Raw genomic sequence first — 16,414 nt, 5'->3', positions numbered from 1 at the left:
CTATTTATCGCTTACACCACGCAAAGATCATCAGCTATTCGGAATCGCTCTAGCTTGTCGGCCGCGCGCCACACACATCGCCACCACCAACACACCAACCAGCCGCGATACCAATGATGAGTCATCCGCAGCCGATTGAGTCATTGTCACCAACCCCTCTTCTGGATTTAGCGGACTATCGTCTGACCATAAACCAGATGATGGATGGGTATTCATCAGCAAATCATCACCATTCGCGACACTTTCTTCGCCATTATAGACACAATCATCCAGAATATCGTTAAGTTCTGCTTGCTCTCCGGACAAGTTGATGCCTGATTTTATGTCACTAACATCCATAATTACACTTTCAATTTCATCATCACTGCGCAGCAAATCGCTTTTTTCCGATATTTTCACAAACTCCTCACGAAGCACGAGACATTCCTCTGGAATTTTCGTTGCCACCTCGTCCGACTCAACATCAAGTGTTGGCTCAATAATCGGTGAGGTGGAAATAATTACTTGCTCCACTGGCTCATAGTCATCAGTTTCTTCACGCACTGTAATCGTTTCTACTGGCAGCGCAATCGTCACTGCTTCAGCAGAAGACGCTTCCGACTCTACTGCTGGGGACTCCTGCCGTTCGATAAAGAAAACCGCATCTTCTTCAGCCCAAAAATCATTATCCTTACCATGACTACGCTCTATCGCCGTACCACTATAGTCAAGTTGCTTAGTTGACGAGTCTTGTGTATCAGTGAAAATTTGATCCGCCGCCAATATGTCAATCTCCTCGTTTAGAGGATCAACCTTAGCTTCATCAACTATTGCGGTATCAACCAGCCGCTCATTATCAACAATGTCAGTCGATTCGACAGAATTATTATAATCCGGCGTCGCATCTATATTAATCTCGTTAGATTGAATGTATACTGGTGCTTTCGTACCAGAATTGTCAATTGGTACCGTAATCGCAGATTTATCCGCCCCTACTGCATCAAATTGTGCTGCCAAGTGCTGCTGCTCGGAAATTGACGTAAAAGCACTTTCATCATTTTCTGCTTCTCGGCTCGGCTCAGACTCTACAGCCTTAGCAGCAATCTTATTATCGCTAGCCGCAGGGTAAACAGTTTCATGTTCCAGCGAATTGCTATTATCATCAACGGTTTGGGTGTTCTTATCTATCACTACCGATACCGGCGCATTTTCCGTCTTTGTCGGCGCATCTAAGGACTCTGGTGCCGGCTTCTTGCTGTCATTATGCACTGCGTCAGAAATAGAATCAATAATGTGCGGCTTCATCTCCACCGAAGGGCTAACCACCCCTATCTTCTCAATGCCCACATCCTCGCCCGAAACTTCAACCGCCTGGTTAGTCGAAGTTTTATCTTCTTGTTCCTGCGGTATGAGTTTCTCAGTTGACTTATTTGTTTTAGTTGTCAAATCTATGGGCTTCGCCTCTGATACCACTGGCTCAGGTGCTTTTTTAATAATAGGCTCTTGATAATCGGTAGACTCTGAATATCCCGCCAACACCAATTCTCCGCGTCCATTTTCATCCAGACTATCGAAATCATCTGGAGCCAATAGTCTATCCAAATAGCTTTGTTTTGGTGTCATTTCCAACAAATTAGGAATCGCCTCTTCATCCGCAGAATTCATATCATCAGATACATTCTCCTGTCTTTCCGACTCCTGTTTCATGACTAACGCCTGAGGTTTTACGCACTGACTAAGAAATGGGCAGCCAACACATGTCGCACATGCCGTTTGACCAATTGACGCTGATACTTTCTCGGTAGAAGGTAACTCTGCTTCACCGCTAGCAACCGCTTCTACCAAATTTAATTCAGTCGCATTGTCATCAATTTCCGAAGATAGATCCTGAAAATTAACATCGCCATTCAACGCCGAGAAAACATTAAAATCGCCCGCTCCATCCGCCAAACCTTCGTTCATTGCTCGAAAAACGTCTCCGTTGAAATTTTCAATTCACTTACGCCGGCGGCGGATAATTTTTGCCAAACATCTTTAACAAACGGCAAACTTCCACAGACCAAAAAATGCGCATCTTCTGGCGTTTCATGAACAATTTTTTCCACATTAAATCGACTGTTAAACCAACCGTCTTTTTCTTCAACTTGCTGGCGAGTACTAAACTTCTTCACTTTAATATTTGACGCCGCTAGCTCATTTCCAAAAACCATATATTCTGGCGATTTTTGGCTAAAATATAAAAACGTCGGCTGGCTAGAACTTGCCATAACGCTCCAAATTGGACTAAGTCCGCAACCCGCAGCAATTCCGACCAAAGGGCTTTCTGTTTGCGGATTAAAATCGCCATAAGCGTGGCTAATTTGTAATTTATCGCCAACATTCCGTGAACATAAATAGCTAGAAAATTCGCCACCAACATTCTTCACGGTAATCGACATTAGCTCATCGTCAGGAGTAGAAGAAATGCTATAAGCCTTCCCTTCACGCACGCTACTGCCATCAATAAAAACCGTAATGTATTGTCCGGCGGTAAAGTCGAACGGTCGCGCAAAATATAACGTCTTCACCTCAGGATTTTCCTGACGGACGCGCACAATTTCAACCTCTAATGAATCACGCATTCTTCAACGTACCTTTCCATTATTTTCTGAGCTTCTCTAAATTCTTCGTCGGTAAAAGTGTGGTAATTCGCAAACTTTGGACTAATTGTCGTGCCAGTGCGAAAATGTTGCAAGGCAAATCTCTTCGCGCCCTTAACTAGCTCGCCAATCTTCTCAAAATCGCTAACTTCTAGTTGCTCGCGGACAATTGTCGTACGGAATTCGTGATCAATTCCCGAATCAATCATCAACCGGACATTCTCCTTAATCGCTTCCAAATCAATCGGTCGCGCCGCAATTTCAACATATTTTTCCAGCGGACCTTTTACATCCATCGCAATAAAGTCAATCAGTCCTTCTTCAACCATTTCGCGAACCACATCTGGATGCGTGCCGTTGGTATCCAATTTAATATCAAAACCAAGTTTCTTAATCATCCGACATAACTCCGGCAAATCTTCATTTACCGTTGGCTCACCACCAGAAATCACCACGCCGTCCAGTCGACCAACTCGCGATTTTAGAAATATCATCACTTCATCAACTGGAAGGCTCGGTGCTAACCGTTCAGGCAATACCAATTCAGGATTATGGCAATAACCGCAGCGCATATTACAACCAGAGAGAAACAGAGCTGCCGCCACGTGCCCTGGATAATCCACGAGCGACAGCTTCTGAATTCCACCAATTGATACCTTAAGCTGCCGCGACGGCGCTAAGTCGCTGGTGTTCGGCGGCATCGTCATAATGCTCCCTCATTTCAAATTCCGCTTGCTTACCCTTATTCCATTGAGAAACTGGACGCAAGAAACCAACCACGCGTGAGTAAACTTCAGTTGCTTCACCACAATTTGGACAATCTGAATGTTCGCCGACAATATAGCCGTGATTCTTACAAATTGAAAAGCTTGGACTGAACGTGAAGTATGGCAGTTTGTAATTTTCACAAATCGTTTTCACTAATTTTTTCAAAGTTTGCGGATCGTCCATACGCTCACCTAAGAAGAAGTGAATCACCGTGCCGCCCGTGTACTTGGTTTGCAAATTGTCCTGAAGATCCATCAATTCAAACAAATCGTCCGTGTAATTGACCGGCAAGTGGCTAGAGTTGGTATAGAACGGACATTTAACTTCGGCGCCAATTCCATTAGCAAAATGCGCTCGATCTGGAAAACTGGCTTTATCAAGTTGTGCCAATCGATAAGTCGTGCCTTCAGCTGGCGTTGCCTCAAGATTGTAATTATTGCCAGTTTCCTTCTGATATTCCACCAAACGGTCGCGCATAAAATCAAGCGTCTTCTCAGCAAAAGCCTTACCTTTTTCCGTGCCAATATCAACGCCCAACAAATTAAGCGCCGCCTCGTTCGTGCCGATCAAACCGATAGTTGAAAAATGGTTCTTCCAATATTGATTGAAGCGTTGCTTAATGTTTCGCAAATAAAACTTGGTGTACGGATACAAATTGGCGTCGGTCAATCGCTCCAAAACTTTACGCTTGGTTTCCAAACTGTCCTTTGCCATATCCATAAGTTCAGCCAACCCCTTAAAGAATTCTTTTTCATTCTTAGATTTTAGCGCCAGTCGTGGCAAGTTTATCGTTACCACACCGACCGAACCGGTCATTGGATTTGAGCCGAACAAGCCACCGCCACGATATTCCAATTGACGATTATCAATACGCAATCGACAACACATCGAGCGAGCATCCTCTGGATCCATGTCGGAATTAATGAAGTTTGAGAAGTACGGAATGCCGTATTTGGCGCTAGCTTCCCACAAACTTTCAATCACCGGATTATCCCAATTGAAGTCCTTGGTAATATTAACCGTTGGAATTGGGAACGTAAAGACTCGACCGTTAGCGTCGCCCTCAGAAAGAACCTCCAGCAGAGCCTTGTTTAGCATATTCATTTCTTCTTGATATTCACCATAAGTCGTGTCCTGCATTTCGCCACCAATAATCACTGGATTATCTGCCATGTGTTTTGGACATTCAAGGTCAAGTGTAATGTTGGTAAACGGCGTCTGAAAGCCAACACGAGTCGGCACGTTGACATTAAAGACGAATTCTTGAATAGCCTGTTTTACTTCTTTATAACTCAATTTGTCGGCACGAATAAATGGTGCTAATAGCGTGTCAAAATCAGAGAAAGCCTGCGCACCAGCCGCTTCGCCCTGCAACGTATAAAAGAAGTTTACAACTTGACCAAGTGCTGATCGGAAATGCTTAGCTGGCTTAGAGGCAACCTTACCAGCCACGCCAGTAAATCCTTCTTGTAATAAGTCAGTCAAGTCCCAACCAACACAATAAACACTTAGCAAGTTAAGGTCGTGAATGTGCAAGTCGCCTTCTTTGTGAGCTTGTCCAATCTTCGATGTATAAATTTTATCCAGCCAGTAAGTCTTCGTAATCTCCGCTGAAACATAGTTATTCAAACCCTGAAGACTGTAGCCCATATTAGAGTTTTCATTAACTTTCCAGTCCAAATTTTCCAGATATTTATCAATCAAATCAACGTGTGCATTAGAGGTAATTTCGCGCAATTTTTTATGCTGATCGCGGTAAATAATGTACGCCTTTGCAGTCTTCTTAAACTTAGAGTCAATCAACGCATCCTCAACAATATCCTGAATATCTTCAACGCTTGGTAAACGCTTTTGGTTACGAGTTTCCAAAACGCCCAAAACCTTATCGGTTAATTCAACTGCTTGAGCGGCGTCAAATTCGCCAGTTTCCAGCCCTGCCTTTTCAATTGCCTTTTCAATTTTTTTTCGATCAAATTTAGCAGTTCGACCATCGCGTTTTTTAATTGATTTATACATTCCCCCTCCTTGTTTATAAAAATAGCAAACTAGCCCAACCTCTCCAGTGGGTACATGTTGCAAAAAACGTTATTTATTTTCTAAAACACCATATGTAGTGCTTAATATTGAATATACACGCGATATATAGCGTCTGTCAATGAAAGTACATTGTATTATTTACATGCGAGGTGCGGAAGCATTTGCTCCCTCTGATAATATAAAAACGTCGCGGCGAATCAGATCGACAATTCCTGCCTGAGACAGCTGTTCATCGATTCGCTGCTCGCCCGGTACATTCAAAACATCTTGATCTTTCCACCACTGGCGCATTTCTAATTCGCCAAATTCATGAGCGTTTAGCTTGGTAGCATGGCGGCGCACCGTTTCCTCAAACGATACGTCAAAATAATAAATCAGTTTTTCACCCTGAAAATCATCCAGCAGCCGGCGCAGCATCGCGCCGTATTTTTTATTGCTCAAAATACCCTCCAAAATCACCGTATAACCAACGTTATTGCCATACATGCATAGATCGTAAATCAGCTGAATCGCCGGATTGCTTTCGTTATCTTTCACGCGCAGTATTTCTCGGCGCACCACATCCTGTGACACCAACATCGTGCCGTAGCCTAGTTGATGCTGGAGTAAGCGCGCCGTGCTGGTTTTGCCGCAACCAGAATTACCGCGGAGAATGATTAGTGGATGAGAGGCCGTCACATACGCTCCAGCAAATCGTAAGCAGCAGCCGCTGATAACGCCTGCATTTGACGAAGATTATCACCCGGCTTGAGTGGTGGCTTGAGGCTACGTGTAAGGAAAAATCCGACAAATGACGCCAGCATTTCCACGTTCAACTCACCTAGCCACGGCGTTACGTCATGACCATGGCGTGCCATATCAACCAGAAATTCTGTCGCACCAGATCCCTGTGGCGCATAGGAAGCCCAATTCCAGTCAACCAACTTCAACTCGCCAGTTTGCGGATTAAATGCCAAATTGTCACTACGAACATCCGAATGATTAAAGCAATCTTCCGTCTGCTTGGCAAATTCTTTAGCACGCACCGAAATATCAGTCAACTCATCGCGCTTTTCTAGCAACTCAATTATAGCCTGACAACGCCGCTGATTAATTTCCAACTGATTTGGCAATAGTTTTTGATAATTATCAATCAACCGACGACGAATATCAGCGTCAGCAATAATCTGATCAATCCCATCATCTAAGCCAAGCTTTTCCGCCGCAAACGGTTGTAGTTGCAATTCTTCAATTAGCTCCTGCGGCAATTTTATTTTTTCCAACTCTCGAACCGCGGTTATCACCGTCGAAATATAACGTTCCGCGACAGAGTTATCCGTCGGAGGTTGCCACAACCAACCATCTGACGAAGCGTAACTGCTCGTCATCAACACGTAACCGTCATCAGCCAATTCAGTCCAATCAGCAACATATTGCGGATAAGTTTTCTGTAACAAGCGTGCTACTGCATAATCTTTTTTTAGCCAGCCTAATTCCCGCTCGCCCTCATCCGACAATAAATTAGTATCAACTTCTTTAACGAAAATCGTTCGATCACCAGACGACACTAACGCTCGGCGATTAAGCGAAAAACCACCACTTACTGGCGTGATCCGTAATTCAGATGAATCAACTTTTAGCTCCGTCGCCGCACACCGCAAGGCTCTGTTGGTTAATAATTTATCGTGATCTGGTAATGTTCCCATGCATAAATTATAACATCAGACAACTTAAATCCGCTTAGTAAATATCATCACTCGACGATCACGAGTTTGGGAATTTTTTATCCATTCCCCTGCGCACGTCATCAAGTTCAGACCCTCAGATACACCATCAGCTGGCCGAATAAAACTATTCATATCCACATCAGATAATTTAACTGTTTGTTTTTTTATCACCTGATAACGTAGTATTTTACCGTCGCCACGCTCGACACTAATCGTATCACCAGTATTTAGAGATTCTAGTTTATTAAAAATCCCGCCCAACGTTGTACCGGATGCATGTCCGACAATAATAGATGCCCCCAGCTGACCTGGCTTAACACTGCCGGTATACCATCCAGCATCAAAGATGTTGACAGGAGACTGCATTGAACCATCCGAATTGACGCTCATTTGCAAAACCCTAGCCTTAACCCCCAACTTCTCAATGGTGATGACTCGCGGCAAATCTGCAGCAACCCTATATTTGGCAATAGCATCATTAGACACTTTAGTTTCATCTTTACCTTCACTACTTCTACGGTCATTAGAATCATCGCTGCGTGCTGTTACTGGCGCCCCATTAACGGCGTTCTTTATTCGACTATTCAACAGCCAAGAGTCAACAAACGAATATATCGAGACTGTCAAAAGAATAACTGCAATTACGCCAGGAAGCTTTTTACGAAAATTACCACCTAAAATATTTCGCAAAGATTGCTTAATACGTCTCCGCTTACTACCCCGAAAATCGCCGACAATCACAGATTCTCCGTAGACATCTAGCAAGCGGGCTGCTCGAGTCAGTTTTTTATTAATTAGCGTAGGTTTCTTTGATTTTATACACTGCCGAGGCTGTTTTGTCTTAGTCGACGCAGAATGATGAGCAATATCTGCAGTATGTTTCATATTCACACTATCAGTCACATTTACAACAATATCACTCATCAGCCTGCGTCGCGGTACGACCACTCGACCCCTAGCCTTTGGCGGTGTCTGTAAATTGCGTATATTTCGTTCTCCCCGTATCATACCTACCTCATTGTAGCCAACAGGCACGCTCTGCGTCAAACCGCTTATGGCGTGCCTGTCGGTTTTTTTAAGCCTTTACTTCGGCTCTTTACTTCTTGCTAAGACTCTTTCGCTTTGTTACGAATAGCAGAGCGGCTGCTGAAGCTACTCCAGCTATAGCCCCAATCAAATTAACAGACAATTTTTCACCACCCGTATTTGGAGCTTTTGGAGCTTTTGAGTCATTCTGTGCCGTCAGTACAACATCATTACCGTCACCGCCAACATAACTAATCTTGAAGGTTGCACCGCTTACAGTTACCTCTGCACCTTCAGGTAAGTCCTTAAATGTTCCTTGAACAGGGTTAGTGCCGTTGTTGCTGACTATCGTAAAGGTATCGCCCTTCTTAATGACACCACCAGCCAAGTATGTTAAGTCTAGACTACCATTTAGATAAACATCATGTGCAACAATCTGATCATAGTGATCTTTGTTTAAGATTTCCGCCTTATAAACACCGGTATTCTGTAGAGCGAAGGTTTCCAATACGGTAATTTTACCTGGTGAATTACCCGGAGCAACAACACCTGATACATAAAGACTTTTCACAGTAGCGTCACCACCGAACACGCCGCCTTCATCAACACTTACCTCAGAACGGCTACCATTTAGTAAAACTGTTTCACCTTTTTTAACAGTCACAAACTCATCAGGTTTGTCGCCGTCTAATTGTATTGTTTTAGCTTCATGAGCATTACCAATCTGACCATTCGGCGTGCCACTGGTGTTATTTGAAGACTCAACCAGTACTGTACCTTCATTATCTTTATGCGCAACCAGCTTACCTGGACCACTAAGTTTACCGGTAATCTTCAATGTGACATTTGACGCTAGCCGATATTCAACATCACCGTTAAGTACAATGTCACCAGACAGAACAGTCGTTACGCTCGAAGCACTACCACCACCGCCGCCTTGACAACCCATTCCGTGAGAAATCATCGCACCATTTTCAAAAGTGATTTTGCTAGAACTTGTTTCATTGTCATAATAATCAATATCTAACTGGCCTTTATTTTTAACCAAGATACTATTAGCGCCAGCTAGCGACACACTAGCATTTTCTCCGACAATTTTTTCTGCAGCTTTTATATAACCATCTATATTATTACATCCAGCATTAGTAACCTCAAAACGGCTTATTGTCGGTTTGCCATCAAATCTACCATCAAATCCATTCGATTTCAGATTTGATAAGCCAGTGACAGCGCCTGTAATATGAACACCTGGTATTTTATCTTTACTGTCGCTACTAGTCTCGTCGCCAGTAAATTCAGCATTTGAGGTAAATCGCATCGTATCAATGCGATAATAGGCGCAAAATTTGTCGTCAGGAAGACTACCCTTTTTAACCTCTAATCCTGACAGAGCTACCGTTAAATCGTTCTGAATGTTTTCATTAGGCCCATCAACACACTTAAATACCAACTTAGAACCTTCTGTTGGTACCTGACCTTCTTTCCAGTTACCAGCGGTTGACATTTTATGGTCACCAGCTGAGCCAGTCCACGTAAATGAAGCTGGCGCAGCACTTACCGGCGAATGAAGCGCCACTATGCCAACAATAGCCGCCACCGACGCGGCGCCGATTATTTTAGTATAAGAAACACCCATTTTGTTTCCCTCCCGTACACGTTTGTGTTTTAATTTAATTTGTGACTTCACAATATCATTACTAAATGAGCTTTACAAGCATAATTGTATAAAATACAACAAAAAAAACTATATATTCTATCTGTTCTTTCGATAAAACCTTACCTTTGTTCCGCATCAAATATTCCAGAACACCATATTCCTTAGCGGTCAAGTTAATCTCCTGCGAGGTCATCGTCGCCGTAGGTTTGTTGTTAAATTAACTTGTTCTCATTTATACCTTTTTCATGGTAATTATTCCTCTAATTAATGCTATTTATATAGTAAATAATGGTTCTTTAATTTTGCTGTAAAATTGACTATTCTTCTTTTATTTTTATAATGCTTGTTGTTATAATTGGTGTCTAACATAAATTTAAGGGGAGTGTATGTTAATAAGAAAACGCTTTTTAAATACAAAAGTTAAAATATTAACCGGCATAATGATAGCTGGATTAGTTGTCAGTGGATCACTACTTACCTTGCCAACCGTACAAGCTAAGAATACTGTTAGCGATGATTATCCACTAAATGATAGCGCCAACTGGAATCAAGAGCCTGTTTGGCGTGATGAATTTAATGGCACGTCATTAGACGCAGAATCTTGGAATGTGCGCAGTGGCGGATGGGGTGCGAACCACGTTCAAAGTTGCTATAGAAATAGAGAAGAAAACGTGAATGTTAAAGATGGCAGTCTAAATCTGGTTGGGTTATATAAGCCAGGCGAAAAGTGTAGTGGCAATGAAAAAAGCGGCAATTTCACCTCTGGATTCGTAGAAACGAAGGGCAAAAAAGCTTGGACTTACGGCTATATTGAAGCTCGCATAAAAATGCCGAATAATAAGAGTACTTGGCCAGCATTCTGGATGAGTCCTAACGAATCTGCATATGGTAGTTGGCCTCGCAGTGGTGAAATTGATATCGTAGAAACTAAAGGCTCTAACTTAGATTACGCAGCAGCAGATGCTCACTGGGGAATCTCACCAGGATACAAGAAGCATGCCCAAGGTAAAAAATTGCCAGCTGGATTTAAAGACACTACTCAGTGGCACACTTACGGCGTAAAATGGACTGAAGGAAAATTGGAATATTACATTGACGGCGTAAAGTTCCATACCGTCAGTAGTTTTGGATGGCCAAACGCAGCAAACACACCTTACGGCCCATTCGACAAGCCGTTCTTTCTACGACTTAACTTGGCAATCGGCGGCGACTACATTGACGGCAATGGTAGCAAGTGGTCAAATGCCTACAACGCTCTAGCTGAATATCCAAAGTCATTCCCGGCAACTATGTCAATCGATTACGTCCGCGTATACGAAAGGCGAACAGCTAAAGAAGTTAACGTACCAGACAATAACTTGCGCGCTCAACTTAATAAAAAATTGTCAACAGCGCTTAGTACTAATCGTAAAGACGATCAAAAAATTACTGACGTAGAGTTGGAAAAATTGACAGACCTTAACTTGGACGCAGCCGACAACGCATCAGAAGCAGAAAAGATTCACGACCTAACAGGCTTAGAGGCGGCTAAAAACCTTAAGACTTTGTCTCTTAAGAACAACTCTGTCTTCGACCTAAGAGCAGTTTCTAATATCAAATCTCTAAAATCAGTAAACCTAACGATTAATCGCTAATTCGACTTAAGTGTTTACAGGAAAATTGTCATCTCATTACGGGGTGGCAATTTTTTATTTCAACCTGAAACTCCAGTATTCGACATCTCTATAGTTCTGTTGTTAAAATAACTACATACTAAACTTTACTTTTATTCCGCTTATTGTTATAGTGGTGTTAAATATCAAAATATTGGGAGAGATAAAAAATGTTAATAAAAAAACGTTTTTTGAATACAAAGCTTAAGTCGGTAACTGGATTAATGGCCGCTGCGGTTATTATTGGCGGGGCGTTGTTTACTATGCCTATAGATAATGCCAAAAGTGCAGGAAGTCCATATCCGCCAACAGATAGTGAATACGAGAAAGTATGGTCAGATGAGTTTAATGGAGATTCACTAGATACGAACGTATGGTCTCCATACATAGGAGGCTGGAACGCTAGTGAGGTTCAGGGGTGCTATACAGAATCCGCGGAAAATATAAACGTCAGTGGAGGTAGCCTGAATCTGATCGGTCTATATAAACCAGGCGTAACCTGTAATAAGGGCAAAAATAAAGATTTTACCTCTGGATTTATAGAAACAAGAGACAAAAAAACCTGGACTTACGGATATTTTGAGGCTCGAATAAAAATGCCAAATAATAAGAGCACCTGGCCAGCATTCTGGATGAGCCCTAATGAAAAAAGATACGGTGACGGGTGGCCTATGAATGGCGAAATCGACATCGTAGAAACAAAGGGTTCTGATTTGGACTATGCTGCCGCGGATGCACACTGGGGAAAATCCATAACCAATAAGACACACAAGAACAGCCACAAATCGGACCTACCGGCAGGCTTTTCAAATACTACTGACTGGCATACATATGGAGTAAAATGGACCGAAGGAAAGCTAGAATACTTCATTGATGGAAAAAGCTATCATACAGTTGAAGGATTTGGTCAACCAAATGCCGCAAACACACCGCACGGACCATTCGACGTACCGTTCTTCCTGCGTCTTAACATGGCAATTGGCGGTACTTATATCGACGGCCCTGGTGGTAAATGGTCGAATGCCTACAATGTCGTAGCAGAAGAACCAGGCACATTCCCTGCAACTATGTCAGTCGACTACGTTCGTATATACCAAAGACGACAACCTAAAGAGATTGAAGTAAAAGATACAGAACTACGTAAGCTACTTAATAAAAAACTGGGAGAAAAACTTGGCACAACTCGTACAGACAATCAAAAGATTACTGACGTAGAGCTAGAAAAATTGACAGATCTTAACCTGGACAACTCAAACATTACCGACCTAACCGGAATAGAAGCCGCCAAAAACCTTAAGAATTTGTCATTAAACCACAACTCAATCTCAAACCTAAGCCCACTATCTAGCCTAACTTCTCTAAAGACCCTGTCTCTAAAAGAGAATTCTATCACCGACATAAGTCCACTAACTGGATTAACATCTCTAACTTCCCTACACCTTGAAGATCAGCGAGCTAATGCTAAGCCTAACGACAAGTCATTCGCTTCGCCATTAAAGGATTTGGCAGGAAATGTAGTCTCCGTGACCAACTCAGCAGAAGTCATTAACGACACGGCAACTCCTGGAAACATTCAGCTACTGTCACTGCCAGCTAGCGGAGCATCTCCTATACTGAATACTCCTTGGACCAGAAGTATAACAATCGGAACAGTTTCAACTACGTTTAGCGGCACTCTGGCTATTGATACATCAGCAATCCCTAGGGCAGTACAGCCTCAACCTCAACCTCAGCCTGGGAATCCGCCAGCTGCCGCTCATAATCCAGCTAATAAGCCTCAGAATGCTATAAGTGGACTACTTGCAAACACAGGATTTAATGTCTTCTTAGGTGTTATAGCCACCCTAGCATTAGTTGCTGCAGGACTATTAATTCTACGCTAACTTGCAACTACATAAAATTACCACCCCGCGATGAGGTGGTAATTTTTTATTGAGAACTAGGTTTTTATTGTCGAGAGGATTGAGAAGTTGGTTGCGGTGTCACACCAGACTGTGAAGCGTCTGATGGCGGCGTGTTAGTTGTGCTATTTTGAGCTGACGGAGTTTGCCCAACCGAAGATGAACCCGATTGTCCCGATTGATCAGATTGAACTTGAGACGTGCTGCCATTTCCGCCAGATTGCTGCCTATATCCGCCAGGACCGCCTTGAGATTGGCTCATTCCTGGAGGGCCGCCAGCTTGCCCGCCCGTTTGGCTTCCGCTCGAGCCGCCAACTTGCATACCCGCAACAAATCCCAGTCCACACAAAACCACGCCACCAATTGCTATTCCCATTGCCGCGCCGACGCTAATTGAGCGTTTTTCATTCGAAGTGCTTTCCGAATTGTTAAAGATATTTTCTGGTGTTGTTTGAGATTCTTGGTCTAATTTTCTCATAATATTTCTCCTTTAGTTAAATTTATTTCTTATGCAGATAGTTCGTATAATGTTACATCACTACCTCCATAATTAACGACTTTAACGTTTTTCTTAATCCAATTTGTGATTTCGCTATTTCCACCGTTTGGACCGCCACCATGACCGTGCGAGCTGGCGGCGTAATATTTCAATTTACCGTCCGCCACCAATTGCTTAAATTGCTCAAGCGTGAGCGGCGTGTCGCTGCCGTTAAATCCGCCAATTGCCATGACTGGCTGACCGCTAGTTAGCTGAATTGCCGCTGATTCATTAGCGCTATCCACCGCCACCAACCAAGTCGCGCCATTTTGATTTTGTAAAAGATACTGAACCAGCGCACTGTCAGCTTGCGATTTCTCATTATTACTTCCCTGCATCGCTGTTGAACTCGGGCCAGCCGTCGGAATGCTGCCCGTATGCGTGACGTTGACGGTCGACAGCGTGTAGACAACTGGAGCGGTCATACACGCAGCCACGGAGGTGATAATTGCTAAATTCTGAAGCCAACGTTTCGGTGTATACAAATTGACTAATAGTCCAATCATACCGATAGCCCCCAGAATGCCAACCGTCCACATTAGCCAAGTCATCGTACCAGCGTAGCTAAGAATAATTATCGCAATCGCCGCCGTTACACCGACCAGCATAGGCAAAATCCAAGCATACGACTTTCGTCTGACGTACGCACCCCACAGAAACGGTACGCCAATTCCAACCAGAGCCGCGACAGCTGGCGCCATAACCACCACGTAGTACGGATGAATCACGCCACTAGTCATACTAAATATTACGATGTGAATGATCAGCCAAAGCGTCCAGAATATCACTGCCGCTCGTCCACGATTAGTCCGCGGAGTCTTGCGTAAAATCCATAAAAGTAGTCCGCCACTTGCTAATGCTAAGACTAGCAACCATGCGATGTTCGGTCCGAAATCATTATTAAATATCCTGAATATTCCAGTCTGTCCACCGAATCCAGTGCCGCCAGGACCATGACCACCACTGGGAGCGCCACCCATTCCACCAGGGCTTACTATTGCCATTCCACCACTCGGAGGAGTTCCGCCACCTCCGCCGCCGCGGTTTCCTAATAGCCTACCAAATCCGTTATAGCCAAAAATCAAACTCCAAATACTATTGTCATTCGTACTACCAACCCACGGTCGATTGCCAGACGGCGTCAACCAAACAAGCACGCTCCACCATAAAGTCGACACCGTCGTAATCACGCCCGCAAACATCAAATGTAGAAATCGCGTAACAATTGGCGGCTTGGCGAACGCTAGATAGACAATTACCATCGCGGGCAAAACCATCAAGCCCTGAAGCATTTTCGTGTTAAACGCTAGTCCCGTAAATAGTCCCGCCAGACCGAGCCATAAAAGCGGTCGCCTGCCCTCTAATGATCTGAGAAATGCGTAACCGCTAGCGGTGAGCATAAATGTCAAAATAGCATCTGGATTATTAAATCCGAACATTAACGCCGCAACAGGAGTTAGCATTAATGTGACTGCAGAAATTATCGCGCTAGTAAAGCCGAATTGCCGTTTCACCGCCGAATATAACAACCAAACCGAACCGACGCCCGCTAATACGCTTGGTAGTAACATTGAAAAGTTGGAAAATCCAAACAGTCGAGCGCTAAGTCCCATTATCATCGTCGCCAGTGGAGGCTTGTCGATTGAAACATAATTCGCCGCATCCAAACTGCCAAACAACCACGCCGTCCAGTTTTGGCTTGCCGCCTGTACCGCCGCCGCGTAATAACTATTCGCCATACCATTATGCATCACGCCAAACAAATACAACGCGCCCGTCGCAATCAACAGAATCGGAAACGCTATTTTCTCAAACCACGAACGATTGTCCAATTCCTTATTAACTCGATGAAGTCCTTTTAAGTCATCGACCGCAGTTTTTACAATCTTCACACGACTATCAGTATCTTCAATCCAAGTGACTGGCTGCTCATGAATCGGCACGCCCGCGCGCTCCGTTTTAATCAAAAGCTCCGTGTCGAAGAACCATTCATTGTCCTTAATTTTTGGCAAAAATCTCTTCGCCACGTCACTACGAATTGCCTTAAATCCGCACTGCGCATCGCTAAATTTGGTACGCGACGTCAATTTTATAATCTTGTTATAGCACCGTGAAATAAACTCCCGCTTAAAACCGCGACTGGTCTTTGATTTTTTCATCAATCGAGAACCAATCGCCACACCAGCTTCGCCCGCCACAAGCGGTTGAATCATCGGTAGAAAATCATCCAAACTGGTAGACAAATCGACATCCATATACGTCAGAATATCCGTCTGACTGCTTTGCCAAACCTGCTTTAATGCTCGCCCGCGACCGCGTTTAGCCAGCCTTACAACACGAACTGATTGATGGTTTTGTGCTAAGCTTTTCACTATTTTTAAGGTGTTATCTTGACTGCCATTATCCGCGATCGTTATCTTATAACGATATGGCAAATTTTCCATCATGTATTCGTCAAGCGTTTCAATGCTGCTTTGAAGAATTTTCTCCTCGTTCAGCACCGGCACGACT

At 43.6% G+C, this 16,414-nt stretch carries 13 protein-coding genes; 2 read left to right on the top strand and 11 right to left on the bottom strand.

The genetic code is table 11. The annotated features are described in order from the left end of the window. Nucleotides 1-30 precede the first annotated feature (30 nt). From LRM49_RS00155 to LRM49_RS03895, 9 genes are all read right to left on the bottom strand, one after another. Nucleotides 31-1,941 carry a hypothetical protein gene (locus LRM49_RS00155; protein WP_243777888.1) on the bottom strand — a complete coding sequence of 637 codons (1,911 nt, stop codon included), beginning with the start codon at nucleotides 1,939-1,941 and terminating at the stop codon, nucleotides 31-33. Then, nucleotides 1,938-2,600: a ferredoxin--NADP reductase gene (locus LRM49_RS00150; RefSeq protein WP_243777887.1), complete on the bottom strand. Its 663-nt coding sequence runs from the start codon at nucleotides 2,598-2,600 to the stop codon at nucleotides 1,938-1,940. The genes LRM49_RS00155 and LRM49_RS00150 overlap by 4 nt, the downstream gene beginning before the upstream one ends. Further along, nucleotides 2,585-3,325 carry an anaerobic ribonucleoside-triphosphate reductase activating protein gene (locus tag LRM49_RS00145; RefSeq protein ID WP_243777886.1) on the bottom strand — a complete coding sequence of 247 codons (741 nt, stop codon included), beginning with the start codon at nucleotides 3,323-3,325 and terminating at the stop codon, nucleotides 2,585-2,587. The genes LRM49_RS00150 and LRM49_RS00145 overlap by 16 nt, the downstream gene beginning before the upstream one ends. Further along, nucleotides 3,276-5,402 (bottom strand): ribonucleoside triphosphate reductase, encoded by a 2,127-nt coding sequence (locus LRM49_RS00140; protein WP_243777885.1) that lies wholly within the window; start codon nucleotides 5,400-5,402, stop codon nucleotides 3,276-3,278. Before LRM49_RS00140 ends, LRM49_RS00145 begins: the two co-directional genes overlap by 50 nt. 159 nt (nucleotides 5,403-5,561) lie before the next feature. Beyond that, nucleotides 5,562-6,101, bottom strand: coding sequence for a kinase (locus LRM49_RS00135; RefSeq protein ID WP_243777884.1), 540 nt, complete (start codon nucleotides 6,099-6,101; stop codon nucleotides 5,562-5,564). Beyond that, complete coding sequence (locus LRM49_RS00130; protein WP_243777883.1) at nucleotides 6,098-7,108, bottom strand: aminoglycoside phosphotransferase family protein; 1,011 nt, start codon at nucleotides 7,106-7,108, stop codon at nucleotides 6,098-6,100. The genes LRM49_RS00135 and LRM49_RS00130 overlap by 4 nt, the downstream gene beginning before the upstream one ends. A 24-nt stretch (nucleotides 7,109-7,132) precedes the next feature. Continuing rightward, nucleotides 7,133-8,137 (bottom strand): class F sortase, encoded by a 1,005-nt coding sequence (locus LRM49_RS00125; RefSeq protein ID WP_243777882.1) that lies wholly within the window; start codon nucleotides 8,135-8,137, stop codon nucleotides 7,133-7,135. Between the two features lie 88 nt (nucleotides 8,138-8,225). Beyond that, nucleotides 8,226-9,791 (bottom strand): hypothetical protein, encoded by a 1,566-nt coding sequence (locus LRM49_RS00120; RefSeq protein ID WP_243777881.1) that lies wholly within the window; start codon nucleotides 9,789-9,791, stop codon nucleotides 8,226-8,228. Between the two features lie 61 nt (nucleotides 9,792-9,852). Then, nucleotides 9,853-10,005 (bottom strand): winged helix-turn-helix domain-containing protein, encoded by a 153-nt coding sequence (locus LRM49_RS03895; RefSeq protein ID WP_445082938.1) that lies wholly within the window; start codon nucleotides 10,003-10,005, stop codon nucleotides 9,853-9,855. Nucleotides 10,006-10,252: 247 nt separating this feature from the next. Between LRM49_RS03895 and LRM49_RS00115 the strand changes: the two genes are divergently transcribed. Both LRM49_RS00115 and LRM49_RS00110 read left to right on the top strand, forming a co-directional pair. Further along, nucleotides 10,253-11,446, top strand: coding sequence for a glycoside hydrolase family 16 protein (locus LRM49_RS00115; RefSeq protein ID WP_243777880.1), 1,194 nt, complete (start codon nucleotides 10,253-10,255; stop codon nucleotides 11,444-11,446). A gap of 188 nt (nucleotides 11,447-11,634) precedes the next feature. Beyond that, complete coding sequence (locus LRM49_RS00110) at nucleotides 11,635-13,347, top strand: family 16 glycosylhydrolase (RefSeq protein ID WP_243777879.1); 1,713 nt, start codon at nucleotides 11,635-11,637, stop codon at nucleotides 13,345-13,347. Between the two features lie 64 nt (nucleotides 13,348-13,411). On the opposite strand, the gene LRM49_RS00105 is transcribed toward LRM49_RS00110, so the two are convergent. Both LRM49_RS00105 and LRM49_RS00100 read right to left on the bottom strand, forming a co-directional pair. After that, nucleotides 13,412-13,843: a hypothetical protein gene (locus LRM49_RS00105; protein WP_243777878.1), complete on the bottom strand. Its 432-nt coding sequence runs from the start codon at nucleotides 13,841-13,843 to the stop codon at nucleotides 13,412-13,414. Between the two features lie 29 nt (nucleotides 13,844-13,872). Next, a complete protein-coding gene (locus LRM49_RS00100; protein ID WP_243777877.1) occupies nucleotides 13,873-16,410 on the bottom strand; it encodes a mannosyltransferase YkcB-related protein in 2,538 nt (845 codons plus the stop codon). Nucleotides 16,411-16,414 lie beyond the last annotated feature (4 nt).

Source organism: Candidatus Nanosynbacter sp. HMT-352 (assembly GCF_022819365.1).
In the GTDB taxonomy this organism is placed as follows: Bacteria; Patescibacteriota; Saccharimonadia; order Saccharimonadales; family Saccharimonadaceae; genus Nanosynbacter.
This window is presented reverse-complemented; position numbering and strand designations above follow the sequence as displayed.

What these genes read in the sequence shown, in the direction of transcription:
- LRM49_RS00120 (WP_243777881.1), bottom strand. Translation starts at nt 9,791, where the DNA reads ATGGGTGTTTCTTATACTAAAATAATCGGCGCCGCGTCGGTGGCGGCT.
- LRM49_RS00125 (WP_243777882.1), bottom strand. Translation starts at nt 8,137, where the DNA reads ATGATACGGGGAGAACGAAATATACGCAATTTACAGACACCGCCAAAG.
- LRM49_RS00110 (WP_243777879.1), top strand. Translation starts at nt 11,635, where the DNA reads ATGTTAATAAAAAAACGTTTTTTGAATACAAAGCTTAAGTCGGTAACT.
- LRM49_RS00105 (WP_243777878.1), bottom strand. Translation starts at nt 13,843, where the DNA reads ATGAGAAAATTAGACCAAGAATCTCAAACAACACCAGAAAATATCTTT.
- LRM49_RS00150 (WP_243777887.1), bottom strand. Translation starts at nt 2,600, where the DNA reads ATGCGTGATTCATTAGAGGTTGAAATTGTGCGCGTCCGTCAGGAAAAT.
- LRM49_RS00140 (WP_243777885.1), bottom strand. Translation starts at nt 5,402, where the DNA reads ATGTATAAATCAATTAAAAAACGCGATGGTCGAACTGCTAAATTTGAT.
- LRM49_RS00145 (WP_243777886.1), bottom strand. Translation starts at nt 3,325, where the DNA reads ATGACGATGCCGCCGAACACCAGCGACTTAGCGCCGTCGCGGCAGCTT.
- LRM49_RS03895 (WP_445082938.1), bottom strand. Translation starts at nt 10,005, where the DNA reads ATGACCTCGCAGGAGATTAACTTGACCGCTAAGGAATATGGTGTTCTG.
- LRM49_RS00130 (WP_243777883.1), bottom strand. Translation starts at nt 7,108, where the DNA reads ATGGGAACATTACCAGATCACGATAAATTATTAACCAACAGAGCCTTG.
- LRM49_RS00155 (WP_243777888.1), bottom strand. Translation starts at nt 1,941, where the DNA reads ATGAACGAAGGTTTGGCGGATGGAGCGGGCGATTTTAATGTTTTCTCG.
- LRM49_RS00115 (WP_243777880.1), top strand. Translation starts at nt 10,253, where the DNA reads ATGATAGCTGGATTAGTTGTCAGTGGATCACTACTTACCTTGCCAACC.